The sequence below is a fragment of the Streptomyces sp. NPDC104096 genome, assembly GCF_055584385.1.
In genome coordinates this window covers 1-23,939 of record NZ_JBVJMD010000030.1, presented here as the reverse complement: position 1 = coordinate 23,939, position 23,939 = coordinate 1, and the positions used below count along the sequence as shown (strand labels likewise).

Below are 23,939 nucleotides of genomic sequence, written 5' to 3'. Positions count from 1 at the left end.
TCCATTTCACCCCACATTTTGACCCATATAATATTACCAATCTGTGGTGGATGAACGACGGATCCATGGCCCGCTACGACGCCCCGGCCTCCAGCGCCGAGCGGTGGAGACCGGGGCATGAGCGCGGGTCCTGACCTCCTATTCGCTGCGCAGCGCCGTGGCGGTTCGGGCTCGTGCGGCCCAGCCGGCGGGCAGCAGCGCGCCCAGGGCGGCGATGAGCAGGCCGCCGAGTGCGAGCGGGAGAAGTTCGGCCCCGTGGTAGACGGCGATGACGGAGTCGGGCAGACGCAGCCCCGCGCCGTCGCCCATCGCGGGCATGACCCAGCCGTGCACGCTCACGCCGAGCGGCACACCGAGCGTCCCCGCGACGAGTCCGGTCACGACGACCGAGGTGAGGACCATCGCGACGGTCTGCCGGGGTGTCATGCCCAGCGCCTTGTGCACACCGATCTCCCGGACCCGCTCACGCGTGTCGAGCAGCACGCCGTTCAGGACGCCGAGCGCGGCGACGGCGACGAGCATCAGCGTGAGGAACGCGGAGAGCGCGTTGAGCGTGACGACCATGTCGCTGCCGGCGCCGGGACCGCCGACCTGGGCGGTGACGCCCAGCGGCGCCAGGTCCCTGTTCAACGCGTCGACGTAGGCGGCGACGTCGGTGCCGGGCGTGACCGCGATGTGATGGCTCGCGTCCGTCAGGTCGGGGCGGGCGGGCGTGAGGGTGCGGGCGTCGGTGAAGACCTGCATCCCGCTGTTGCGGGGATCGAGGACCTCGCCGACGATCCGGACCGTGACGGGCTCGGCGAGGCCGCCGAGGGTGACGGTGTCACCGATGCGGGTGCCGGTGGCGGCCAGGAAGGGAGTGGGGACCACCGCCTCACCGGGCTCGCCGACCCAGCGGCCCTCGACCATCGTGTAGCCGCCCCAGGAGGCGTCGCCGGTGAAGGCGATCACGTCGACGGTACCGGTGAGGCCGGACACGGTCGCCCGTACCGTCGCCGCACGGTAGTACTTCGCGGTTCCGGCGGCCGCCTCGACCGCCGCGGCGACCGCGGCGGGATCGGCCCGGGGCTTGTCGGTGACGGTGCCTCGGGGGCCGAACTCCGGCAGCGGCTCGGGCACGGTGACATCGGCGGCGTCATGGGCCTTGGCCTTCATCACCTCCCCGAGCGAGGCACCCATTCCCACGGTGAACGTGACGGCGACCGTGCCGAACAGCACCGCCGTGCCCATGGCCAGCGCGCGGGCGGGCCTGGCGAAGGGCCGGGCCAGACCCAGCGCGACCGGCTGCGGCAGGGGCAGCCGGCCGGCCAGCCGGACCGCCCACCGGCCGCGCCCCGCCGCAGCGGCACGCCCCACGGCGAGCGCGTCGACGGTACGCAGCCGGCCCGCCCGCCAGGCGCTCGCCCACGCGGTCGCCGCCACCAGGCCGAGCATCGCGGCGACCACCGCCAGGTCGACCCAGGGGGCGACGGCCAGGGACGAGGTGCCGTACACGTCCGCGGCCTCGGCCAGTACGGGCACGGCGAGCAGATGGCCCGCGAGGACACCGAGTGCCGTACCGACCGCGGCCGGGATCAGCGCCTGGCCGACATGGGCCCGTACCACCTGGGCCGGGGTGAAGCCGACGGCCTTGAGGACGCCGATCCGGCGCGTTCCCGTGCCGACGGCCGACGCGACGACGTTGCCGACGACGAGCACCGACATGACCAGGCCCAGGACGCCGAACGCCACGAGGAACGGGACGTACAGGGCGGTGGCACGTTCGGCGTTCTTCCTGACGGTCAGCCACGACTGTTCGCCGACGGCCGCCGCCCTCGGCAGGGACGCCGTCACGGCCTCGCCGCCCGCGGTGATCTGCGCGGCGGTGTCCGCGTGGACGAAGCGGAAGAGCATCTGGTGACCGCCGCTGCCGGGCTCGGTGAGCGCCGGCATCTGGGACGGGAGCACCCAGGCGTCCGCGGTCCGCGTGACCGACCGGGCCACCCCGACCACCGTCAGGGTCGGAGCGCCGGAAGGTCGGGAGAAGCCGACCTTCCTGCCCAGGTCCGGGATGAGCGGGGAGTCGGCGGACAGCGCGATCTCGCCGGCCCGGACGGGCCAGCGCCCGTTCAGCAGCGTCACCTCGTCCACGTCCCGGCCCGGACCGCTGCGCCCGACGACGGTCATGGGCCACCCGGGGCCCGCCTCGTCCGCCCGCGGGGTCACCGTCGCCGTGGGGAACGGTCCGGCCGCCGCACTCACCCCCTCGGAGTCCCTGGACGCCGACAACCGGCCCGCGCTCACCCTGCCCGCGTCGAACTGCACCGACAGATGCGCACCGTGCTGCCTGGCGAAGGCGTCGTCGAAGGGTCCGTCGGAGATCACCATCAGCGTTCCGCCGAGGACGGCGGCGGCCACCGCCATCAGTGTGGTGAGCCCGATCACCAGGGTCTGCACCCGCCGTCGCGCCACCCCGGAGCGCACCACCTTGCCGAGCGCGCTCATCGGGCGGCCTCGGCGGCGGCTCGCGAGCTGACGTCCTCGGTGATCCGGCCGTCCCCGATCCGTACCGTCCGCTGGGTGCAGGACCGGGCGAGCGCCAGGTCGTGGGTGACCACGACGATGGTCTGGCCCTCGGCGTGGAGGTCGCCGAGCAGTCTGCTGACGTCCTGTCCGGCGGCCGTGTCCAGGGCCCCGGTCGGCTCGTCGGCCAGGAGCAGCGGCGGCCGGTTCATCAGCGCCCGGGCCACCGCGACGCGCTGCCGCTCGCCGCCGGACAGCCGCCCGGGGTAGGCGCGGGCGTGCCGGTCGATGCCGAGGCGCTCCATGAGTTCCGCCGCCCGGCGGTCGGCCTCGGCCCGTGCCGTTCCGGCGAGCCGCGCGGGCAGGACGACGTTGTCGGCCACGGTCAGATCGTCGAGCAGGTTGAAGAACTGGAAGACCATGCCGATCTTCGACCGCCGGTGGAGCGCCGCCGCGGCCTCCCCCAACCGGTCCACGCGCGCCCCGTCCACGGTGACGGTCCCCGAGTCCGGCCGGTCCAGCCCCGCGATCAGGTTGAGCAGCGTGGACTTGCCGCTGCCGGACGGGCCGAGAATCGCGACGGCCTCGCCGGGCCGCACGGTCAGCGACACGTCGTCCACGGCGGGCGGGCCGTCGTCGTAGCGTCGGCTCACCTCGCACAGTTCGATCACCGGCGTGGTCATGAAAGGGCTCCTTCGGTACGGGGACCGGACCCGTTGGACGCTAGGAGCGCGCCCGGCCCGGGGGCGTCGCCCGCCCGGACCCCTTGCCGTACCGCGTCGGGATGACCTCCCGGAACGTCATCCTTCCGATGTAGGCGGCCGATGCAGCCCGGACGCCGACAACGACCACCGGGGCGGACTCGCAGAGTCCGGGGGACGGCGACAATGGACCGGTGATGAACGCACGCACGACGCCGCAGCGGCTGTGGGCCCTCGCCCGCGAGGCGGTCCGCGACGCCTGGATCCCGACCGGTCCACCGCTGCGGCTCGGCCGTCGCGCCCGGCGGTTCGACGTGCTGGTGGCACTGGTGCTCGGCGCCGTCACGGTCTACTACGGCATCGACAACGCGAACAACATCGTGGTGCGCGAGATCGCCCCCGGTGTCACGTACGTCGTGCCGCGTCCGTCCGGCCCCGGCGGCCTGGCCTTCATGGTGACGCTCGCGGTGGTCGCCTCCGGTGCCCTGGCGCTGCGCCGCCGCTTCCCGCTCGCCGTGCTGTGCGTCGTGACGGCCGCGGCACTGGCGACCCCGCAGAGCGTTCTGCGGCTGACCCTGTACGCGTTCGTCGTCGCCGTCTACAGCGCCGCCGTGTACAGCCCGTACCGGTTGGCGACCCTGGCGACGCTGCCGGTGTCGGTGCTGCTGGTGGGCACCTCGGGGAACTCGGTGACACCGGTCGTCCCCAACGAGTACATCGTCCTGCTGATCCTGGTGCCGATGGCGGGCGCCGCCCTGGGACTGCGCACCTGGAAGCTGCGGACCGACGAGGGCCGGGCGCGGCTCTCCGCTCTGGAACGCGAACAGGCCGAGGCGCTGCGCCGGGCCGTGGAGTACGAACGCGCGCGAATCGCCCGCGAACTGCACGACGTCGTCACGCACAACGTCAGCGTGATGGTGATCCAGGCGGGTGCCGCCCGCAAGATCATGAAGACCGACCCCGAGGAGGCCGGCGAGGCCCTGCTCGCCGTCGAGGCGGGCGGCCGGGCGGCCATGACCGAACTGCGGCACGTCATGGGCCTGCTCACCATGGCCGCCGAGGGCGAGCCCGCGGACCTGGCCGACCCGGGCGCGGAGCTGACCCCGCAGCCCGGCCTGGACCAGCTGCACACGCTCGTGGGACGGGTACGGGACGCCGGGCTGCCGGTGGACCTGACCGTGACCGGACCGCCCTGCGAGATCCCGCCCGGCATCGAACTCGCCGCCTACCGCGTGGTCCAGGAAGCCCTGACCAACACGGTGAAGCACGCCTCCGGCGCCACCGCCGCCGTGACCGTCGAACACGGACCGCAGCGGCTGCGGGTGGAAGTCACCGACACCGGCGGACGGCCCGGCGCGGGCGCGGCCACCGGCAACGGCCGGGGTCTGATCGGCCTGCGCGAGCGCCTCGCCGTCTACGACGGAACCCTGAGCACGGGCCGCCGGCCGGCCGGCGGCTACCGTGTGGAGGCGCTGATCCCCCTGGAGGCACCGTGACCGAGCAGCCGCCGCGGGTACTCCTGGCCGACGACCAGACCCTGGTCCGCACCGGCTTCCGGATGATCCTGCGGGCCGACGGCATCGACGTCGTCGCCGAGGCCACCAACGGGGCCGAAGCGGTCGAGGCGGCCCGCCGCACCCGTCCCGACGTGATCCTGATGGACATCCGGATGCCGGAGATGGACGGCCTGGAAGCCACCCGCCGCATCCTCACCGGCGCCCCGGGCGAACCCCGCGTCATCATCCTGACCACCTTCGACCTCGACCGGTACGTCTACGCGGCCCTGTCCGCCGGAGCCAGCGGCTTCCTCCTCAAGGACGTCACCCCCGAGCACCTGGCCTCGGCCGTCCGCACGGTCCGTACCGGCGACGCTCTGCTCGCCCCCGCCATCACCCGCCGCCTCGTGCAGCGGTTCGCCCGTCACGGCGGCGAGACCGCCGCCCTCCACCGCGACCTGGCCGCCCTCACCCCGCGCGAACTGGAGGTCCTCGGCCTGCTGGCCCGCGGGCTGAGCAACGCGGAACTCGCCGCCCGCCTCCACCTGGCGGAGGCGACCGTCAAGACCCATGTCGCCCGCATCCTCGCCAAGCTCGGACTGCGCGACCGGGTGCAGGCCGTCATCGCCGCGTACGAGACCGGGCTGGTCAGCGCCGGCGAGCGAGAGGCCGAGCGGCAGCCCACCGAGCAGCCTTAGGACCTGTCCAGCGGATCACGCCGGACAGGCCCTGGAGCTCCGAGCGACATCGAGGCCCCGGCGGGCCGTGGGCCGAAGGGCCGTGGACGCGACCGGCCGTGGGCCGAAGCGCCGCGGACGCGACCGGCCGTGGGCCGAAGCGCCGTGGACGCGACCGGCCGTGGGCCGAAGCGCCGCGGACGCGACCGGCCGTGGGCCGAAGCGCCGCGGACGCGACCGGCCGTGGGCCGAAGCGCCGCGGACGCGACCGGCCGTCGTCCGGCGCGTGTGCGGGCCCGTGCATCGCCCAGGCGCCTCCCTCCCGACGACGTACGCCGCCGAAGGGGGAAAACCTGCCCCGGAGTGATCGGCCGCCTCGAACGAGGGAACCCCTAACCCGTCGTCCAACCCGTCGTCCGCACGAGAAAGGCTCCCCCATGACCACCACCCTCGGCCCCGACAGCGATCTGTCCCAGATCTTCGAACTCGCCCAGCAGCTCCGCGTGGACTCCGTCCGTGCCAGCACCTCCGCCGGCTCCGGGCACCCGACCTCCAGTCTGTCCGCGGCCGATCTGATGGCCGTGCTCATGACCCGCCACCTGCGCTACGACTGGGACGCTCCCGACAACCGGGCCAACGACCACCTGATCTTCTCCAAGGGCCACGCCTCGCCCCTGCTCTACGCGATGTTCAAGGCCGCGGGGGCCGTCGACGACGACGAGCTGATGACGACCTACCGCCGCTTCGGCCACCGCCTCCAGGGCCACCCCACCCCCGTCCTGCCCTGGGTCGACCTGGCGACCGGCTCGCTCGGCCAGGGCATCGCCTACGCCGTCGGCATCGCTCTGGCCTGCCGCGACCTGAGCAAGCTCGACTCCCGGGTGTGGGTCCTGTGCGGCGACAGCGAGATGACGGAAGGATCCGTCTGGGAGGCCCTGGACAAGGCGGGCCGCCACCGGCTCGGCAACTTCACCGCGATCATCGACGTCAACCGCCTCGGCCAGAGCGGTCCCACCGAACTCGAATGGGACACCCAGGCCTACGCCCGCCGCGTCGAGGCGTTCGGCTGCCGCGCCCTGGTGGTCGACGGCCACGACCTCGACGCCGTCGACAAGGCCCTGACCACCGCCGCCGACAGCCCCGAGACCCCCACCGTCGTCGTCGCCCGCACCGTCAAGGGCCGGGGCGTCAGCGAGGTCGCCGACAAGAACGGCTGGCACGGCAAGCCCCTGCCGGAGGACATGGCCGAACGCGCCGTCGCCGAGCTCGGCGGCCGACGCGACCTGCGGGTGCGCGGCCCCCAGCCGCCGCAGGCCCAGCCCGTCCCCGTACCGGCCGCGGTGAGCGTCGAGCTGCCCCGCTTCGAGGTCGGCGACAGCGTCGCCACCCGGGTCGCCTTCGGCAAGGCCCTCGCCGCCCTGGGCAGCCGTCCCGACGTGGTCGCGCTGGACGCCGAGGTCGGCAACTCCACCCACGCCGAGGACTTCCAGAAGGCCCACCCGGAGCGGTACTTCCAGACGTACATCGCCGAACAGCAGATGATCGCCAGCGCCGCCGGCATGGCCGTGTGCGGCTACCGCCCCTACGCCACCACCTTCGCCGCCTTCCTCACCCGCGCCCACGACTTCATCCGCATGGCCGCCGTCTCCCAGGTCACCATGGCCCTGTGCGGCACCCACTCCGGTGTCGAGATCGGCGCCGACGGCCCCTCCCAGATGGGCGTCGAGGACCTCGCCATGATGCGCGCCGTCCTCGACTCCACCGTCCTCTACCCGAGCGACGCCACCTCGTCCGCCGCCCTCACCGCCGCCATGGCCGACCTCGACGGCATCTCCTACCTGCGCACCACCCGCGGCGCCTACCCCGTCCTCTACGACGCCGACGAGAGCTTCCCCGTCGGCGGCTCCAAGACCCTGCGCCACAGCGCCGACGACCAGGTCACCCTCGTCGGTGCCGGCGTCACCCTGCACCAATGCCTCGCCGCCGCCGAACAGCTCGCCGCCGACGGCATCACCGCCCGCGTCGTCGACCTCTACTCCGTCAAGCCCGTCGACACCGACACCCTCACCCGCGCCGCCCGTGAGACCGGCTCCCTCGTCGTCGCCGAGGACCACCACCCCGAGGGCGGCATCGGCGAGGCCGTGCTGTCCGCCCTGAACGCCGCGGGCGTCCACCCGGCCGTCGCCCACCTCGCCGTCGGCAGCCTCCCCGGCTCCGGCACCACCGATGAACTCCTCGACGCCGCCGGCATCTCCGCCGACCACATCTCCGCCGCCGCCCGCACCCTGCTCGGCTGACCCGGCCCGGCCGCGACACGGCCCCGGGCAGGCGGCCCCGACGGGGCTGCCGGGCCCGCACCGTTCACGCCGGGCCGCGCGTCCTCGTACAACTCGCGGCGACCAGGTCGGCGAAGCTCCGAGCGAGCGGGGTGAGTGCGTCCCAGCGGCGTACGGCCCAGCCGACCGACAGCGGCGGCAGCGCCGGAACGGGGACGAGACGCAGAGCGCTGCCCTCACCAGGTGCGGGCAGGCCCGGTACGGCGGGTACGACGGCGTGGCCCAGGCCGAGTTCGGCGAGGAGCAGGGCCGTGTCCCAGTCGGCGACGCTCGTGTCCGAGCCGGTCCGGACGCCCAGTTCGGCGAAGGCGGTGTCCAACCGGGCGCCGGAGGTGGAGTTCGGCGGCAGCCGGACGAGGCGGATGCCGGTGAGGTCGGAGGCGTCGATGCGCGGCCGGGCCGCGAGCGGATCGTCGGACCGGGTGGCGAGCACCCAGGGCAGATCCACGACGGGGCGCTGCTCGATACCGCGCACCGGGCCGCCCACGGTGATCCAGGCGAGGTCGAGGTTGCCGGCCAGCAGGGCTTCGAAGCAGCCGCGGCTGGAGGTCTCGGTCCGGAACTCCAGGCTCACGTCGGGGTACCGCCGACGGAAGGAGACGACCGCCTCGGCCATGAAGTGCCGGACGGTCGTTCCGCCGGTGGTGATCCGCACGGAGCCGCTTTCGCCGTTCACGAGGTCTCCCAGGCGGCGCAGCGCGAGATCCAGCCCGGCGATCCCGTCGGCGGCGGCGTCGCACAGGATGCGCCCCGCCGCTGTGGGAACGACCCCACGGGGCTGACGTTCCAACAGGCTCACGCCCGTCTCCCGCTCCAGGCGCTTGACGTGCTGGCTCACCGCGGACTGCGTACAGGACAGGTCACGGGCCACGGCGCTGAGGCTTCCTGCCCGGCACACGGCGACGAACACACGCAGGTCGTCCAGAGTCATGACACCCAAGCTATACCTGGGGTGAGTAAAGCAATTCCCAGGATTGACTGGGGTGTTGGGGTGCCAGAAGATCGTTGCAGGGCCCGGGCGGCAACCCACCCGGTGCCTTCGTACGGATCCGGACCGGCGAAGGCGCCGTGCGGGTGCCGACCCACCCGTCACCGAAGGGACACGGACGCCGTGCCTGCTCTCTCCGCCACGACCGACCGGGCTGTCACCCTGCTGCGTGAGTTCGGTGCCGAAGGCATCGCCCACCCCGGCGGCACTCTCCTCGCCCATCTCCAGCGCGTACAGGCGCGGCTGGCCATGTGGAAGGCCCGTCCGGCGCTCCAACTCGCCGGTCTGTGTCACGCGTTCTACGGTACGGACGGTTTTCCGACGGCGCTGCTGCCGCTGGACCGTCGCCATGACCTTGCGGCGCTGATCGGCGCGGAGGCGGAGGCCATCGTGTACCTGTACGCGTCATGCGACCGGAAGGCCACCTGTCCGGTTCTCCACCGGGCCGACGCCGCCTTCCACGACAGGTTCACCGGCCACGCCCGGGTGCCGGACCCGCGGTTGCGCCGGGACTTCGCCGAACTGTCGGCGGCCAACGAACTCGATCTGGCCGTCGTCGACCCCGTCTTCCGCGACGCATGGGGACCTGGACTGCTCACCCTGTTCACCCGCCTCCGCGATCTGCTGAGTACCGACGCCTGGCTCGAGTGCCGCACGGTACTTGCCACCCCTGCCTCCGAGACGGCGAACGGACGTGCCGGTCCCGGCACTTCGGCCGGGAAGACCGACCAGCGCTGAGCCGGTGGTCACCCGGCACGGCTGTCCGGTACGTGGCGAGCAGTGCTTCATGGGTCTGGGCGACGCCCGGATGCAGACGACCTCGGCCGCCGAACTGCCTTATCCATACGGGGAGACGGGCCGCGCTTACGCCACCTGTACGCGTCCGGTCGAAGCGGTGCGCGAGCCCGCCAGGCTGCGGCTGCGCACCCCTTTCCTCTCCGAACACGCCGCCGTCCGGGCAAGCAGACCGGTCGACGAAACGGAACACTGTCGTGCGTACCGGCGCAGGCCCGGTGCCCCCCAAAAAAAGTCCCCTGCGCCACAGCTGTCACACAGGTAAGTTACCCTCCGGTCTTCGGGCTTGATCAGTCCGACACATCCTTCTGACCTGTGGGGGGTCCCCGCATGCGCATGCCGCGCGCACATCGGGCTGCCGTTTTCCGGAGCGCTGCCTTCCTTCTCACCACCGGACTCACGATCGGCGCACTGGGCGCGGTGCCGGCCGTCGCCGACCCGGTGACCGTGACCGGTGTGTCGACCGGTGACGACGGCAGGCTGTCCGTGGCGCTGCCGGACAACCAGGCGCTGTGGGTGAAGGTGAGCGTCCACGACCCGGCCCGGCCGGATGCCGTGCTCGCCTCGACGGACGAGCTCTCGTTCAGCTGGGAGCACGGCTGGAGCACGGACCAGCCGCTGCGCCTGCCCGGGGACGCCGCCTACGGCGACTACCCGGTCGACGTCGACTTCCGGCTGGCCGACGGCACCGTGCAGCACTGGAGCGGCGCCGAGCACGGCCGGGCCGGGCTGTTCGGCTACCGGCTGCACACCGGTGTGGCCTCGGCCGCCTTCGACCGTGCGTACACCGACTACGACCACCGTGACGCGACGCTCAGCGGTACCGTCACCACCTTCGACCCGGCGACCGGCACGACCGGCGCGGCCCGGGCCGGCACCCAGGTGAAGATCGCCTGGTCCACGCTCCGGAACGGGACCTGGGTCAACGTCTCGCAGACGGTCCTCACCGACGAGTCCGGCGCCTTCACGCTGCCCGTCACGCCCGGCGGCAGGCTCCTGAGCGGCACCGCCACCGTGGTCGCGCCCCAGGCCGACACCGATCCGGACGACGCCGAGGCGATTCCGGATCTCGACGCCGTGACGACGCGGTACCGGATCACCGCCGAGGCGGACAAGGAGCGGGTCTACGCCGGGAAGACCTTCGAGGTCAGCGGCACCGTCCAGCGCTACACGCCCAACGGCTGGGTGCCCTTCGCGAACGCGCCGGTCGTCACCACCACGCACGCGCCCGACCCCTGGAACCACACGGTCACCGGCATCATGGGCAGTGCCACCGCGGGCGCCGACGGAACGTTCTCGTACGACGCGCGGGCCGACTACACCACGAGCCACTTCACCTATGTGCGGCCCTCCGACTACCTGGCGGACTTCACCGACCCCTTCAGCGACGAGGTCACCGTGCCGAGGGCGGGGCAGCTCAGCAACCTCAGCGCCAACCTGGACGCCTACCGCACGATCACCGTCACGGGCCGGCTCAAGCCGGAGTGGATCTGCGACGACCAGACGGTGACGCTCCAGTACTCCAAGAACGGCCGCGACGGCTGGCAGAACCTCGCCTCGGCCAAGGCTCAGGGCGGCACCGCGGGCTACTGCCCGTTCACCATCCGCGCGCTCGGCCGCGCCGCGGGCTACTACCGGGTGGCGCACGGCGAGAGTTACACCCTGCTCCCGGTCAACTCCGCTCCCTTCAGCCGCAGTCGGATCGAGACCCGGATCGTGTCGTTCGACATGACGCCCAACCGGCCGTACCGCAACGCCTCGCTGACCGCCAAGGGCACGCTCCAGTACAAGTCCGGCAGCACCTGGAAGAACTACAAGGGCGGCCAGATCGTGCTCGTCATCAAGCCCAAGGGCGAGAGCACCTGGTACTGGGTGGTCAAGGGGACGACCGACTCCAAGGGCCACTTCAGCCTCAAGACCAAGGCCTACGAGGACGCCACGTGGGGCGCCTACCTCGCCGCGGACTCCAAGCACTTCTACACCGAGTCGAAGACGGAGTACGTCGATGCCCGCTGAGCGCAGATCCTTCGTCCTGGCCGCCGCCATCGCGGTGGTCGCCACCGCGCTGAGCGCGGTGCCCGCTTCGGCCGACGACGCGGGGCCGGTCGGTATCGGCGTGGCCCGCACCGCGGAAAACCGCGGGACCTTCACCGTCACCGCGTGGACGGACGCGCCGGGCGCCGTCCTGACCTCCGTCTCCGCCCGGGTGCGGGCCGGCGACACGGTGGTCGCCGAGGTGCCGGCGCTGACCCGGACCGGCTCGGCCTGGGCGCTGCCCGCCGACGCCGCGCTGAAGCTGGTCGAGGACGGCGGGACGATGCCGCACCTCGGGGCGTACTCCATCGACGTCAGCGCCACCGACGACCAGGGCCACACCACGACCCGCAGCGCGGCGGGAACGCTCGACTTCACCCTCAGGCCCGCGCTGATCGACACGGCCGGCGACAGCAAGCTGGAATTCACGCGCCTGCCGACCTACGACCACAAGAGCCTCGGTGTCACCGACCGCCTGGTCGGCATCGAGCCCGGCTCCGGCGACCGGGTGCCGATCGAGGGCCGTACGGTCGAGGTGACCCGCTCCTACGTGGGCGGCGGACCGCGGCCGGACGACACGTTCACGGCGGTCACCGACGCCGAGGGCCGCTTCACCACCGAAGACCTCGACATGGCGAACTGGGCCGACTTCACGGCCCGGTTCGCGGCGGCCGACGACCAGGTGCACGGCGACGCGCGCGCGTTCGGCCGTCCGTCGGTCTCCCCGACGAAGGCGTCCGTGACGGCCACGGCCGACCGCATCCGGGTACTGCCCGGGCAGACGGTGACCGTCACCGGAACGGTGAGCACCGGCGGCGGCGCCGACGCGGCCGGTCTCGCGGGCGTCCCGGTCCAGCTCGGCCTGCGCATCCACGGCAACGACCGTGCGGCGCTCACCGTCACCACGGACGCGTCCGGACACTTCTCGGCCGTGCTCGACCCGCCCGCGGGCGTCGGAGTCGACGGATGGTCCGCCTCCCCGTCCGATCCGTACCTCTCCACGACCGCGGCCGAGGGCTCCCTGGTCGTGCCCGAGGAGTCCGTACTGCGCAAGGTGAAGGCCTCCCTCGCCGCCGACGGGCAGGTCAAGGTCACCGGCCGGCTGGAGCACGCGTACGACGACGACTCGTCCGGCGGGGAGTCCCTGCGCCTGGAGTACTCGGCCGACGGCCGGACCGGCTGGCGGAGCCTGGCCACCGCCAAGTCCGAGTACTACGGCAACTTCACGCTCTCCGCGTGGGGTTACATCGACGGCTACTACCGGGTGCACCACCTCGGCAGCGACAGGCTGGCGGACAGCGTCAGCGCCCCGGTCCGGCTCAGCCGCGTCGACACCCGGGTGTCCTCGATCAAGGCGTCCTCCACCAAGGTCACGAAGGGGGCCGCGGTCACCTTCACGGGCACCCTCCAGGAGTACGTCTCCCGCACGTGGCGGCCGTACAAGGGCCAGCACGTCGAGCTGTTCTTCCAGAAGAAGGGCTCGACGAAGTGGACGTACGTCGCTTCGGGCACCACGAGTTCGACCGGCAAGGCCGCCCTCAAAGGCAAGCCGACCGCCGACGGCAAGTGGCTGATCCAGTACTTCGGTGACTCCAGGCACTTCGACAGCGGCGGCACCGCCGTCTACGTCGACGTGCGCTGACACCTGCGCCGCGACGCACCAGCGGGGCCGACCGGGACGACCGGTCGGCCCCGCTCCTTCTGCGACACCCACCCGGTCCCCGCAGTCCGCGGGCGGGGCGGCGGTGTCAGCGGGTGGCCGTCGCCGGGGCGAACGGGCCGTCCAGGGCTGCCCATTGCAGGAGCAGGATGGTCTTGCCGTCGGTGATGCGCCCGTCGCGGACCATGGCGAGGGCGTCGGCGAAGGGCAGTTCGAGTACTTCGATGTCCTCGCCTTCCTCCTCCAGTCCGCCGCCGCTGCCGGTTCGGTCGGCCGGGGTGTAGGGGGCGGCGTAGAAGTGCAGGCGTTCGGTGACCGAGCCAGGGCTCATGTACGCGTCGAGGACATGGGTGAGCGGGCCGAGCGCGATCCCGAGTTCCTCGGCGCTCTCGCGCCGGATCGCGGCGAGCGGGTCGTCGCCGTCGAGCAGCCCGGCCGCGGCCTCGACGAGCATGCCGTCCGGGTGGTCGTTGACGTAGGCCGGGTAGCGGAACTGACGGGTGAGCAGCACTCGTCCGCGCTCGGTGTCGTAGGGCAGGACGACCGCGCCGTTGCCGCGGTCGTAGGTCTCGCGCTGCTGGGTGACCCAGCGTCCGTCGCGGCGCCGGTAGTCGAAGGTGGTGCGGCGCAGGACGTGCCAGCCCTGGGAGGTGAGTTCCACGTCGCGGACGACGACGTCGGGGTTGCGGTCCAGGTCCCGCCCGACGCGGTGGAGACCGGTACGGCCGCGGTGGTCGGGGGTGTCGACGCCGGGACGGGCGCTCACGCGGTCTCCTGCGGGGTGCGTCTTGTCGGTCATGGCGCGCTACACTACACGCAGAAACGTGCAAGAACAGGAGAGAATGCGGATGCTGGCTGCCGAACGCCGTGACCACCTGCTCGGTCTGCTCGCCCGCGAGGGCAAGATCGTCGCCAAGAACGTCGCCGCCGACCTGGGCATCTCCGAGGACAGCGTGCGACGCGACCTGCGCGACCTGGCCGCCGAGGGACTCTGCCAGCGGGTCTACGGCGGAGCCCTCCCCGTCTCCCCCGCCGTGGCGGACTACGCCGCCCGGCAGACCGTCGCCCCCGACGGCAAGCGGAAGGTGGCCGCGGCGGCCGTCGCGCTGGTGCGACCGGACAGCGCCCTGATCCTGGACGGCGGCACCACCGCCCTCGCCGTCGCCCACGCGCTCCCGCCCGACCTGGCCTGCACCGTGATCACCCACAGCCCGACGATCGCGGCCGCGCTGCTCGACCATCCGCGGGCCGAGGTCTTCCTGCTCGGCGGCCGTGTCTTCAAGCACTCGGCGGTCGCCTGCGGCGCGGCCGCGGTCGAGGCCGCCCAGAACGTGTCGGCCGACCTCTGCCTGCTCGGCGTCACCGGTGTGCACCCGGAGGCGGGGCTCACCACCGGCGACGCCGAGGAGGCCGCGATGAAGCGTGCCCTGGCCGCCCGGGCCGCGGAGACCTATGTGCTCGCCTCGTCCGAGAAGATCGGCACGGCCTCCCGGTTCCGGGTGCTGCCCTGGGAGGAGATCAGCGGACTGATCACCGACGCCGGCCCCGGACACGCGGTGGTCGAGCAGCTCACAGCGCGTGGCGTGGAGATCCTGCCGGCCGGCTGACCGCCACCGCCTCAGACGTCGGCCCCGTACACCTCCGTCGCGTTCGGCCGGGGCGCGGGCCGGTGCCGGGCCGCCGGGCCCTCGGCGAAGGCGCGCAGCAGGTTCTCGGTGGTACGGGTGACGAAGGCGCGGGTGCGGGCGTCCATGCCGTGGCCGCGGCCCCCGTCGGGCGTGCCCGCCATCAGGCCCTCCACCCAGCGCATGGTGCCGGTCGCGAAGACGCCCGCGCCGCCGCTGCGTGTGTAGTACGCCGAGTCGGCGTGGCTGCGCCGGCCGTTGCACACCAGGGGCGAGTGCGCCGTGATCTCCAGCGGCGCGGGGACGGGCGCGCCCGGGGTGACCCGGTCGTACTCCACGCCGACCAGATGGTCGAAGCCCTCTCCGGCACGTACGCCCGTGCCTTCGTACAGCCAGTGGTCCGCCGCGTGGACGACGTACGGCGCGTCCGTGGGGTAGCCCTCGTACAGCACCCCCGTCAGCGACGACTCCGGGTCGGGCGCCGGGGACCGGCGGAAGTCGGTCGTCACCAGGGCGGGGTGCGTCGTACGGAAGGGGTCGGCCGGGAAGGACGACTTGTAGCAGACCACCGTGCGGTCGGACCCCGTCCCCGCCTGCTCCAGGCGGATCCGGCGGAAGCAGGTGTTGGCCCCGAGGAAGGCCACGTTGGTGCCGGCGTCGCGCGCCTCGGTGACGTGCCGGCGCTGCTCGGGGGTCCAGTACTCGTCGTGGCCGAGGCAGACGACGGCGCTCGCCCCGTGCAGGACCGTCGGGTCGCGGTGGACGTCCGTCCCGGTGGTGTAGGCGAGCGGGAGGCCGAGCCGTTCGGCCAGGACCACCGCGGCCCGCTCGTACACCATGAACTTCTCCGCGCCGTCCGCGTCGTAGGGCCGGTCGAAGCTGACGGCGAGGGACCGGGTGGCGTACGCGCCGGAGGAGCCCTCGTAGAGGCTGAAGCCGCCCCAGCGGTTGTACGCCTGCCAGGTGGCCGGGGCGTGCATCAGCACGGTGCGGCCCGCGCCCTGCGTGGAGCGCACGATCAGCGGGATGTAGCGCTGGTGGCCGTCCTGCGTGTCCAGGCGCAGCAGGTACGCGCCTTCCGGCCACCCCGTCGTGCCGAGAGCCGTCGTGCGCGGCCACTGCGCGCGGACCGTGCGGGTGTCGGACAGGAAGCGCGGTGCGGGCCGGACGCGGCCCGGTATCCGCCCGGACGACCACACCAGCCGGGCCTCGGCGCCGCCGTACCAGCCGACGCGGAAGGCCGAGACGGTGAAGGACGGCGCGGTGGTCGAGACGTACAGGCCGATCTCCTCGCCCGGGGTCACACTCACCCGGTCCGCGTACCCCATGACGGCCGGGTCGGGACCTCGCGACCGGATGCGCCAGTCGGGTGTCCCCGGGCGGTTCCGTTCCGCCTCCGGCCGGTGCGAAGCGGCGGCCCGGTCCGAGTGGCTCGGGGGCGAGGACGGGGCGCACGCGGCGGTCGCGACGAGACCCCCGCCCGCGCACGCTTCCAGGAAGGCCCTGCGCCGCAGCCCCGAGCCGTGTTCCTTCCCGTCCCGCGGGGTGTCTCGCTGGTCGGGGCCCACATCGCCTCCCGTGCGTCCGGTCCGTGCGGCACCTGCCCCCGAGCACCAAAGTGGCACAGCGGGACCAGCCGCGCGCCCCCGTCGGCCGTCCCCATGGCGTACGGACGCACGCGCTCCCCGAGCCTCGGGGCCCGTCCGCCACCCCGACACCGCAGGTCACTCCGGGCGTGGCAGAGTGTGTGTGTCTGCCCACCACCGATACCGACCGTGCCACCGACGCCGTCGATGACCCGCTTGCCGTGAACGCGACCGACACCTCCCCCGACCGGCCCGGTCGACCCATCGATCTGCGCAGCGACACCGTCACCCGGCCCGGCGAGGCGATGCGCCGGGCGATGGCCGGGGCCGAGGTGGGCGACGACGTCTTCGGTGGCGACCCCACCGTCAACGCGTTGCAGGAGCGGATCGCCGGGCTGCCCGGATTCGAGTCCGCGCTGTTCCTCCCCTCGGGGACACAGAGCAACCTGTGCGCCCTGCTGACCCACTGCGGCCGGGGCGACGAGTACATCGCAGGTCGGATGGCCCACATGTACCGGTGGGAGGGCGGTGGCGCCGCCGTGCTCGGCGGCATTCAGCCCCAGCCGCTGCCGCACCGGGCGGACGGGACACTGGACCCGCTGGACATCGCGGCGGCCGTGAAACCGGACGACCCGCACTTCGCGCGCACGCGGCTGCTCCGCCTGGAGAACACCGTCGGCGGCCGGGCCGTACCGGTGGACTACCCGAAGACCGCCACGCGGATCGCCCACGACCACGGACTCGCCACCCACCTGGACGGGGCGCGGTTGTTCAACGCGGCGGTGGCCGCCGGAGGCGACCCGTACGAGCAGGCACGGCTGATCGCCGGCCGCTTCGACAGCGTCTCGGTCCGCTTCAGCAAGGACCTGGGCGCGCCGGTCGGCTCGGCGCTCCTGGGATCACGCGAGTTCGTGGCCCAGGCTCGGCGCTGGCGCGAGGTCCTGGGTGGCGGGATGCGGCAGGCCGGTGTACTGGCGGCCGCGGCGCTGCACGCGCTCGACCACCATGTCACGCGGCTCGCGGACGACCACGCGCACGCCGCGCCGTTCGCCGAGGGCCTGAAGGACGTGCGGGGCCTGGCCGTGGAGCCCAGCGGGACCGGCATGGTCATCGCGAAGTCCGCCCCCGGCCTCGATGCCGACGAGCTGCGGGACCGGCTGGCGCGTCGTGGCCTGCTGTGCGCGGGACACCCGGGCCGACTGCGTTTCGTGTTCCACCTGGACGTGACGCGAGCCGACGCGGAGCGCGCGGTACGGATCGTGCGGGAGACCCTGGACGAGGCCGCAACGGGCTGATCCCGTAAGGCCGCGGGCGGGCTTCCTTCAGTCCACCGGCCAGGTGTGGACCGGTGCGTTGAGGTGCATGTAGTCGATGTACTGATGCGTCATGCGCCGCAGGGCCTCGTGACGGCCGCAGTGCTCCGACGCCTCGAAGCGGTGCAGCATCTCCTTCTGCCAGACCGCGCCGTTGCGCGCGGTGACGCACCGCTGCTCGATGATGCCGAGCAGCGGTTCCCGCCAGGCGGCGTCCATGCCCGAGCGCTCCAGGCCCTGGTGCGCCAGCGGCAGCAGTCTGCGCAGGGCGAGTTCGTGGGCCGGCACCTCGCCCGTTCCGGGCCAGTACAGCCGGGCGTCGATGCCGTGCCGTGCCGCGGCGTGCAGGTTGTCCTCGGCGGCGGAGAAGGACATCCGCGACCAGACCGGCCGGTCCTCGTCCACCAGGGCGCGGGTGAGGCCGTAGTAGAACGCGCCGTTGGCGAGGGTGTCGGCGACCGTCGGGCCCGCGGGCAGCACGCGGTTCTCCACCCGCAGGTGCGGCCTGCCCCGGGAGACGGCGTAGACCGGACGGTTCCATCGGTAGATCGTGCCGTTGTGCAGGGTGAGTTCGGACAGTTCCGGGGTGTCCCCGCGATCCAGCGTCTGCTGGGGGTCCTGGTCCTCGCACAGGGGCAGCAACGCAGGAAAGTAGCGGAGGTTCTCCTCGAAGAGATCGAAGACGCTGTTGATCCACCGCTCCCCGAACCAGACCCGGGGCCGTACTCCCTGTGCCTTGATCTCCACCGGGCGGGTGTCCGTCGCCTGCTCGAAGAGCGGGATGCGGGTCTCGTGCGCCAACTCCTTGCCGAACAGAAAGGGCGAGTTGGCCGCGAGCGCGACCTGGACTCCGGCGATCGCCTGCGCCGCGTTCCAGTAGTCGGCGAACTCCTCGGGTGGCACCTGGAGATGGAACTGCGTGCTCGTGCACGCGGCCTCCGGCGTGATGGTCTCCGCATAGGTCCGCAGCCGGTCGACACCGTCCAGCTCGATGAGCAGATCCTCGCCGCGCGCCGCGAAGACCTGCTCGTTGATCAGGTGGTACCGGGCGTTCTCCGACAGGGCTTTCGGTCCGACGTCCGCCTCCTGCAGGGTGGGCAGGACACCGATCATGATCAGCTGGACGCCGACCGTCCTGGCGCGCCGGTCCGCGTGGTTCAGCGCGGCCCTGATCTCATCCTCCCAGGCATCGGGGCCACCCGCCGTCAGCCGCCGGGGCGGAATGTTGATCTCCAGATTGAACCGGCCCAGTTCGGTGTCCCAGGCGGGATCCCCGATCGCCTCGAGCACGTCGCTGTTGCGCATCGCCGGCTCGGCGTCGGTGTCGGTCAGGTTCAGCTCGATCTCCAGGCCCACCTGTGGCCACTCCGCGTCGAACCGTGACTCCCGCAGCATCTGCGCGAAGACGTCGAGACATTCCTGCATCTTGATCCGGTACCGGCGACGGTCCTCGCGGGTGAAGACCAGCGCCGGAACGTCGCGTCCCATCGGCCCTCCCGGTGGCCCACGGATGGCTCTCCCCTCCAGCGTCGCACCACGGGCCGGGTCTGACCATGCGGGACGGAGCCGCACGCCGGGCCCGGGGACGCCCGGTCGCCGACGTCGCCCGGTCAGGCGGCGACCACGGCGACCAGCCCGTAGTCGAGCTCCTCGCCGTCGACGAGCACCGCCTCGACCGTGCGGGTCTCGGGGTCGATGTCGGCCACGATCCCCTCCCCCGAGTAGCGGGGGTAGCTGGAGGCGCCCGTCTCCCCCGTCGCCTCGACGAGCGCCGACCGCACGGCCGAGTCCTCCATGCCGACGCCGCCTCCGTCCTGGACGTGCGCGGGGACCAGCAGGACGGTGAAGCGCTGCGGATGTGTAGTCATGCTCCGGAATCTAATCGCCGGTGCCGCCCGGCCCCGGGAAGGACGCACGGCGGGGCCGCGAAAGACGCGGTGGATCGGTGGTCTCGGCCGGCGTCCGCTCCCGGAGCACCCGAAGGCGGACGGTACGTCAGCCGTTCCGGAGGGGTGCTCCGTTCTCGTCGTCGGCGACGTCGTCGCCCTGGCCGCTCAGGAGGACGTACGCCCCGAGTGGGCTGAGCCGCAGACCGACCCAGTCGAATCTCACCGGTGGTACGGATGAAGGTCGTACGGGTGACGGCGGCAAGGGTAAGCGCGGTGCTGATGTCCGAGCGCCGTATCGATACAAGTGACCGGGGCCCACCGCGTACGCGGTGGGGAAGCCGGGCGGGGCCGTTCCGATGTCGACGTTGGGCGACACGCCCAGAGCGGCGGGTCAGCTGAAGGTGCGTCGGTAGCTCTGCGGGCTGACGCCGGTGGTGCGTTTGAAGCGGTCGCGGAAGGTGGTGGGTGAGCCGAAGCCGACCTGGCTGCCGATGCGTTCGACGGAGTGCTCGGTGGTTTCGAGGAGGTGCTGTGCCTGGCGGATCCGGGCCCGGTGGAGCCATTGGAGCGGGGTGGTGCCGGTCTGGTCGCGAAAGCGCCGGATCAGGGTCCGGGTGCTGGTCCCGGCTCGTTCGGCGATGTCGGTGAGGGTGAGGTCGCGGGCCAGGTTCTCCCGCAACCAGGCGAGCAGTACGTCCAGTTCCGAGCCCTGGGGCTTGGGGGCGTGGTCGTAGACGATGAACTGCGCCTGTCCGCCCTCCCGTTCGAGGGGCATCACCGACAGGCGGGCGGCGTCGGCGGCGACGGCCGAGCCGTAGTCACGGCGGATCATGTGCAGGCACAGGTCCAGGCCTGCGGCCGCGCCGGCCGAGGTGAGGAACTGACCGTTGTCGACGTAGAGCACGTCCGGGTCGACGTCGATGTCCGGGTGCGTGGCGGCCAGGAGTTCGGCCGCGAGCCAGTGGGTCGTGACCCGCAGCCCGTCGAGGAGCCCGGTGGCGGCCAGCGGGAAGGTGCCCGCGCAGATGGAGGCGATCCGCGTGCCGTCGGCCGCGGCCGACCGCAGCGCGTCGCGCGCGGCCGGGGACAGCGGGGCGGTGGGATCGGCGACGCCCGGCACGATGACGGTGTCCGCGCCCCGGAGGCCCTCCAGGCCCCAGGGGGCGCGCAGGGCGAAGGCTCCGGCGTCGATCTCGTCGCGCTCGGCGCACACCCGGACCTGGTAGCCGGGCCGCCCGTCGGGCAGGCGGGTGCGGGAGAAGACCTCGATCGGGGTGGCCAGATCGAACGGGATCACCTGGTCCAGCGCGAGAACGGCGACGGTGTGCATGGCCGGAACTTACCTCCTCATCGGCTCGGCGGAACCGGCCCGACCTCCGAGTGGTCCGGTATCACAGCAGGTCCGAGCCCTCCGTACTCTCTTGGCATTATCCCGTTGAACCCTGTCACCACTGCCACTGGGCGATCAAGGCGGCGACCTGTTGACTTCGGAGTGCCCGATGGAGACCCCCCGAAGGAACGTCCATGCACATCCAGGTTGTCCTGTTCGACGGCTTCGACCCGCTCGATGTCATCGCCCCCTATGAGGTGCTGTACGCCGGCGGCTCGGCGTCGGACGGCGCGGTGACCGTCGAGCTGGTCTCCGCGGAAGGCGCGCGTGAGGTGATCAGCGGCACCGGTGGCCTGACGCTGCGCGCCACCGGCGCCCTCGACCCGAGGCGCGCGGACATGGTTCTGGTGCCCGGCGCGTCCGGCCGGGTGGGCGAACCCGGTGAGGTCCCGGAGGAGGAGGGCGCGGGCGAGTGGAGGCAGGACGAATTCATCCCGGTGCTGCTGGGCCGCACCCTGACCACCGGGCTCCCCGCACTCCTGGAGCAGGCGATGGACGACCCGGACACCACGGTCGCCGCCGTCTGCGGCGGCTCGCTCGTCCTGGCCATGGCGGGCCTGCTGGAGGGGCGTCACGCCACCACCCATCACCTGGGCCTGGACATGCTGGACGCCACCGGCGCCCGCGCGGTCCGCGCCCGCATCGTGGACGACGGCGACCTGATCACCGGCGCCGGCGTCACCTCCGGACTCGATCTCGGCCTGTACCTGCTGGAACGCGAGGTGGGCCCGCGCGTCGCACACGCCGTCGAAGAGCTCTTCGCCCACGAGCGGCGCGGCACCGTCTGGCGTGCCCAGGGCCCGACGCCGACCACCCTCTGAACACTCGCCCCTCGCAGGCCGGCGGCTCACCATCCCCCGCGCACACCCAGAAGGAACATCAGCATGTCCGTCGAAGGCACCTGGAACCTGTCCGTCTCCACCCCCATCGGCAAGATCGGCGCCGTGGTCGAACTCCGCGAGCAGGAGGGCGTCCTGGTCGGCGTCGCCCGCGGCGCCGGCGAGGAAGTGCCCCTCAGCGACATCACCGTCGACGACGACCGGCTCACCTGGAAGCAGTCCATCACCAAGCCCCTGCGACTGAACCTGGCCTTCGACGTGACGGTCGACGGCGACACCCTCCGGGGCACCTCCAAGGCCGGCCGCCTCCCGTCCTCGAAGGTCACCGGCGAACGCCGGGGAGAACCGGAACACCGGACGTGATCGAACTCCGTCCGGCTCCACCTGTATCGCCGTCGACGAGGAGCGGTCGGGAGATCTGCTGAATCCACCTGGGTCTGCCGAGGGGTCCGCGCCCGGGCGAAGGAACAGACCACTCCGTTTCCGCACACCGAAGCGTGGCCGGGACCGGGGAAGCAAGGTGACGCCGACTGCTCGGTGGTCGGGAGTCCGGTCATCGCGGAGTGCGGTCGCGACACCTTCCGCCGCCTGGTCGTCACGGGAAGGAACACCGGCCAGGTGTGGCTCGACGATCCCGACCGGGGCGGCCTGCCCCCGGGGCCCGACTTCCGCGACCGGTACCTGGCACGGCTTGCCGCCGCCTGACTGCCTCGGCTCCGCGCTGCGGGGACTCCGTCGCCGCGAGCGGTATCACGTTCCGGCGGCGGAGTCCCGGGGGTGCTGCGCGTTCATGGCCCGGTGGTGGGCGGCGAGACGGGCGGCAGGCAGTTCGGAGTCGTAGACGGCCACCTTGCCGATCGCGCCCTCGAAGTACGACGTGGCGTCGACGCCCCCGATCCGCATCGGGGCGTCGGTGTTGGCGGGGGTGATGTCGTACGCGTCGAGGGCATCCTGGTCGCGGAGCTCCCCGTTCTTGTAGAGCTTGACGTACCCGGTCGGGTAAGCGGGGGTCTTGTCACGGGTGTTGATCACCAGTGCGTAATGGATCCACTCACCGGGACCGACCTCGTCCTCGAAGTACGATCCGGCGCCGAGTCCGCCGCCCCGGTTGAAGACGTATCCGCTGATGCGGTTGGCGCGGAGTTCGGTGTTGTCGCGCGAGTACATGCGGGCCAGCCACTCGTTCTGACCGTTCGGGCTGGACGCCTTGCCGAGCCAGTTGACGTAACCGGTGCTCGCGGTCCTGGCGAAGGTCAGCGTGCCGGGCCGGATCCACGCCTCCACGGTCAGCTCACCGGTCGTGGTGACGGAGAGCCGGTCGTCGTCGGGGACCTCGACGTACTGGGAGGTTCCGTCGAACAGAAAGGCAGGGTCCCCATTGGGCATGGCGGCGGTGCCGGGTCCGTGACGACGGCTGCCCTTGAGCGCGCCCGCGGCCCGCTTCGCCGTGTTCTCGGTGCCACGCAGGTAAAGGGCCGGCGTGTCGGCCAGTACCTCCGTGTCGTAGGACGCGCGCCGGTGGCCGGAAGGGGGCGGGCTGCCGCAGGCTGTCAGTGTCACAGCGCCCACGCCGATGAGCGCGGCCAGAAGACAGGCCGTGCGCCGTCCTCGCTTCATCGCCGGGGGGTCCGTCGCTCGGCGGGAGAGCGCCGCGACGATTCGCCCGGCGCGGAGGAAGAGCGGCAAGGGGCTGCCGCGGTGCCACAAGTCATAAGGATCGCCTGCTTGTTCCGCGTCCACAGCCGGCCCGGACAGCGGGCACGGCACTCCACGGCGGTGGAGACCACGCGCCCGATCCGGCGCCCGGTCGCTTCACCCGTACGGCACCCGGCTTCGCGGAGCAGCGGTTCCGCGAGCCTCGTCCACTGTCCCACACAGCGAGCGGCGACAAGGCGGCGAAGCGTGTGGCGTTCCCGACACGAGGCCCGCACCCCTTGCGTCGCACGTCACAGACCGGGTAGGGCATGCGCACGAGAGCGTCCTGCTCGGGTGATCCAGCGCGGCGGGGCCGCCGCGACCCGTACGACCGACCCCCGAGGCGGTGTCCCGAAGGACCCGGGCGGCAGCCCGCGGAGGCGGGTGACCGAGGCGGGGGAGGGGCCGGTACG

At 72.5% G+C, this 23,939-nt stretch carries 20 protein-coding genes; 11 read left to right on the top strand and 9 right to left on the bottom strand.

Annotated features, from left to right (window positions below; genetic code table 11):
* Positions 1 to 138: 138 nt before the first annotated feature.
* Positions 139 to 2,484, bottom strand: coding sequence for an ABC transporter permease (locus ACZ60B_RS26775; protein WP_469391159.1), 2,346 nt, complete (start codon positions 2,482 to 2,484; stop codon positions 139 to 141).
* Complete coding sequence (locus ACZ60B_RS26770) at positions 2,481 to 3,185, bottom strand: ABC transporter ATP-binding protein (protein WP_469391157.1); 705 nt, start codon at positions 3,183 to 3,185, stop codon at positions 2,481 to 2,483. Before ACZ60B_RS26770 ends, ACZ60B_RS26775 begins: the two co-directional genes overlap by 4 nt.
* 215 nt (positions 3,186 to 3,400) lie before the next feature.
* Here ACZ60B_RS26770 and ACZ60B_RS26765 point away from each other — a divergent pair, with 215 nt between their 5' ends.
* The 3 genes from ACZ60B_RS26765 (at position 3,401) to ACZ60B_RS26755 (ending at position 7,673) form a co-directional block, all read left to right on the top strand.
* Entirely contained in the window at positions 3,401 to 4,699 is a 1,299-nt protein-coding gene (locus tag ACZ60B_RS26765; RefSeq protein ID WP_469391155.1) for a histidine kinase, read from the top strand.
* A complete protein-coding gene (locus tag ACZ60B_RS26760) occupies positions 4,696 to 5,397 on the top strand; it encodes a response regulator (RefSeq protein WP_469391153.1) in 702 nt (233 codons plus the stop codon). Before ACZ60B_RS26765 ends, ACZ60B_RS26760 begins: the two co-directional genes overlap by 4 nt.
* A 416-nt stretch (positions 5,398 to 5,813) precedes the next feature.
* Positions 5,814 to 7,673: a transketolase gene (locus ACZ60B_RS26755; RefSeq protein WP_469391152.1), complete on the top strand. Its 1,860-nt coding sequence runs from the start codon at positions 5,814 to 5,816 to the stop codon at positions 7,671 to 7,673.
* Between the two features lie 64 nt (positions 7,674 to 7,737).
* Here ACZ60B_RS26755 and ACZ60B_RS26750 read toward each other — a convergent pair whose 3' ends face one another.
* On the bottom strand, positions 7,738 to 8,643 hold the full coding sequence (locus ACZ60B_RS26750; RefSeq protein WP_469391150.1) for a LysR family transcriptional regulator: 906 nt from the start codon (positions 8,641 to 8,643) through the stop codon (positions 7,738 to 7,740).
* A 180-nt stretch (positions 8,644 to 8,823) separates the two neighbouring features.
* Here ACZ60B_RS26750 and ACZ60B_RS26745 point away from each other — a divergent pair, with 180 nt between their 5' ends.
* The 3 genes from ACZ60B_RS26745 to ACZ60B_RS26735 all read left to right on the top strand — a co-directional run bounded on the left by ACZ60B_RS26745 (position 8,824) and on the right by ACZ60B_RS26735 (position 13,171).
* Positions 8,824 to 9,438: a DUF6817 domain-containing protein gene (locus ACZ60B_RS26745; RefSeq protein ID WP_469391148.1), complete on the top strand. Its 615-nt coding sequence runs from the start codon at positions 8,824 to 8,826 to the stop codon at positions 9,436 to 9,438.
* 387 nt (positions 9,439 to 9,825) lie between these two features.
* Positions 9,826 to 11,511 (top strand): hypothetical protein, encoded by a 1,686-nt coding sequence (locus ACZ60B_RS26740; RefSeq protein ID WP_469391147.1) that lies wholly within the window; start codon positions 9,826 to 9,828, stop codon positions 11,509 to 11,511.
* Positions 11,501 to 13,171: a hypothetical protein gene (locus ACZ60B_RS26735; protein ID WP_469391145.1), complete on the top strand. Its 1,671-nt coding sequence runs from the start codon at positions 11,501 to 11,503 to the stop codon at positions 13,169 to 13,171. The genes ACZ60B_RS26740 and ACZ60B_RS26735 overlap by 11 nt, the downstream gene beginning before the upstream one ends.
* 106 nt (positions 13,172 to 13,277) lie before the next feature.
* Here the strand turns inward: ACZ60B_RS26735 and ACZ60B_RS26730 are convergent, their stop codons facing one another.
* Complete coding sequence (locus tag ACZ60B_RS26730) at positions 13,278 to 13,955, bottom strand: NUDIX domain-containing protein (RefSeq protein WP_469391143.1); 678 nt, start codon at positions 13,953 to 13,955, stop codon at positions 13,278 to 13,280.
* A gap of 82 nt (positions 13,956 to 14,037) precedes the next feature.
* On the opposite strand from ACZ60B_RS26730, the gene ACZ60B_RS26725 reads away from it, so the two are divergent.
* A complete protein-coding gene (locus ACZ60B_RS26725) occupies positions 14,038 to 14,796 on the top strand; it encodes a DeoR/GlpR family DNA-binding transcription regulator (protein WP_469391141.1) in 759 nt (252 codons plus the stop codon).
* A gap of 11 nt (positions 14,797 to 14,807) precedes the next feature.
* On the opposite strand, the gene ACZ60B_RS26720 is transcribed toward ACZ60B_RS26725, so the two are convergent.
* Positions 14,808 to 16,124: a N,N-dimethylformamidase beta subunit family domain-containing protein gene (locus ACZ60B_RS26720; RefSeq protein WP_469391139.1), complete on the bottom strand. Its 1,317-nt coding sequence runs from the start codon at positions 16,122 to 16,124 to the stop codon at positions 14,808 to 14,810.
* A 425-nt stretch (positions 16,125 to 16,549) separates the two neighbouring features.
* Between ACZ60B_RS26720 and ltaE the strand changes: the two genes are divergently transcribed.
* Complete coding sequence (gene ltaE, locus ACZ60B_RS26715) at positions 16,550 to 17,695, top strand: low-specificity L-threonine aldolase (protein WP_469391137.1); 1,146 nt, start codon at positions 16,550 to 16,552, stop codon at positions 17,693 to 17,695.
* A gap of 27 nt (positions 17,696 to 17,722) precedes the next feature.
* On the opposite strand, the gene ACZ60B_RS26710 is transcribed toward ltaE, so the two are convergent.
* The 3 genes from ACZ60B_RS26710 to ACZ60B_RS26700 all read right to left on the bottom strand — a co-directional run bounded on the left by ACZ60B_RS26710 (position 17,723) and on the right by ACZ60B_RS26700 (position 20,932).
* Positions 17,723 to 19,201, bottom strand: a complete 1,479-nt coding sequence (locus tag ACZ60B_RS26710; RefSeq protein ID WP_469391135.1) for a glutamate-cysteine ligase family protein — start codon at positions 19,199 to 19,201, stop codon at positions 17,723 to 17,725.
* Positions 19,202 to 19,323: 122 nt separating this feature from the next.
* Positions 19,324 to 19,581, bottom strand: coding sequence for a hypothetical protein (locus ACZ60B_RS26705; RefSeq protein ID WP_469391132.1), 258 nt, complete (start codon positions 19,579 to 19,581; stop codon positions 19,324 to 19,326).
* Between the two features lie 412 nt (positions 19,582 to 19,993).
* Positions 19,994 to 20,932 (bottom strand): GlxA family transcriptional regulator, encoded by a 939-nt coding sequence (locus tag ACZ60B_RS26700; RefSeq protein WP_469391130.1) that lies wholly within the window; start codon positions 20,930 to 20,932, stop codon positions 19,994 to 19,996.
* A gap of 194 nt (positions 20,933 to 21,126) precedes the next feature.
* On the opposite strand from ACZ60B_RS26700, the gene ACZ60B_RS26695 reads away from it, so the two are divergent.
* The 3 genes from ACZ60B_RS26695 (at position 21,127) to ACZ60B_RS26685 (ending at position 22,536) form a co-directional block, all read left to right on the top strand.
* The gene (locus ACZ60B_RS26695; protein ID WP_469391128.1) at positions 21,127 to 21,813 is read left to right on the top strand and encodes a DJ-1/PfpI family protein; all 687 of its coding nucleotides are present in this window, start codon (positions 21,127 to 21,129) and stop codon (positions 21,811 to 21,813) included.
* Positions 21,814 to 21,876: 63 nt separating this feature from the next.
* Complete coding sequence (locus ACZ60B_RS26690) at positions 21,877 to 22,194, top strand: hypothetical protein (RefSeq protein WP_469391126.1); 318 nt, start codon at positions 21,877 to 21,879, stop codon at positions 22,192 to 22,194.
* A gap of 174 nt (positions 22,195 to 22,368) precedes the next feature.
* The gene (locus ACZ60B_RS26685; protein ID WP_469391124.1) at positions 22,369 to 22,536 is read left to right on the top strand and encodes a hypothetical protein; all 168 of its coding nucleotides are present in this window, start codon (positions 22,369 to 22,371) and stop codon (positions 22,534 to 22,536) included.
* A gap of 45 nt (positions 22,537 to 22,581) precedes the next feature.
* Here the strand turns inward: ACZ60B_RS26685 and ACZ60B_RS26680 are convergent, their stop codons facing one another.
* Positions 22,582 to 23,391, bottom strand: coding sequence for a LamG domain-containing protein (locus ACZ60B_RS26680; RefSeq protein ID WP_469391122.1), 810 nt, complete (start codon positions 23,389 to 23,391; stop codon positions 22,582 to 22,584).
* Positions 23,392 to 23,939: the final 548 nt, after the last annotated feature.

Coding starts and splice junctions, on each gene's coding strand:
- ACZ60B_RS26775 (WP_469391159.1), bottom strand. CDS start 2,484: ATGAGCGCGCTCGGCAAGGTGGTGCGCTCCGGGGTGGCGCGACGGCGG.
- ACZ60B_RS26770 (WP_469391157.1), bottom strand. CDS start 3,185: ATGACCACGCCGGTGATCGAACTGTGCGAGGTGAGCCGACGCTACGAC.
- ACZ60B_RS26765 (WP_469391155.1), top strand. CDS start 3,401: ATGAACGCACGCACGACGCCGCAGCGGCTGTGGGCCCTCGCCCGCGAG.
- ACZ60B_RS26755 (WP_469391152.1), top strand. CDS start 5,814: ATGACCACCACCCTCGGCCCCGACAGCGATCTGTCCCAGATCTTCGAA.
- ACZ60B_RS26750 (WP_469391150.1), bottom strand. CDS start 8,643: ATGACTCTGGACGACCTGCGTGTGTTCGTCGCCGTGTGCCGGGCAGGA.
- ACZ60B_RS26740 (WP_469391147.1), top strand. CDS start 9,826: ATGCGCATGCCGCGCGCACATCGGGCTGCCGTTTTCCGGAGCGCTGCC.
- ACZ60B_RS26735 (WP_469391145.1), top strand. CDS start 11,501: ATGCCCGCTGAGCGCAGATCCTTCGTCCTGGCCGCCGCCATCGCGGTG.
- ACZ60B_RS26725 (WP_469391141.1), top strand. CDS start 14,038: ATGCTGGCTGCCGAACGCCGTGACCACCTGCTCGGTCTGCTCGCCCGC.
- ACZ60B_RS26710 (WP_469391135.1), bottom strand. CDS start 19,201: ATGGGACGCGACGTTCCGGCGCTGGTCTTCACCCGCGAGGACCGTCGC.
- ACZ60B_RS26705 (WP_469391132.1), bottom strand. CDS start 19,581: ATGACTACACATCCGCAGCGCTTCACCGTCCTGCTGGTCCCCGCGCAC.
- ACZ60B_RS26700 (WP_469391130.1), bottom strand. CDS start 20,932: ATGCACACCGTCGCCGTTCTCGCGCTGGACCAGGTGATCCCGTTCGAT.
- ACZ60B_RS26695 (WP_469391128.1), top strand. CDS start 21,127: ATGCACATCCAGGTTGTCCTGTTCGACGGCTTCGACCCGCTCGATGTC.
- ACZ60B_RS26690 (WP_469391126.1), top strand. CDS start 21,877: ATGTCCGTCGAAGGCACCTGGAACCTGTCCGTCTCCACCCCCATCGGC.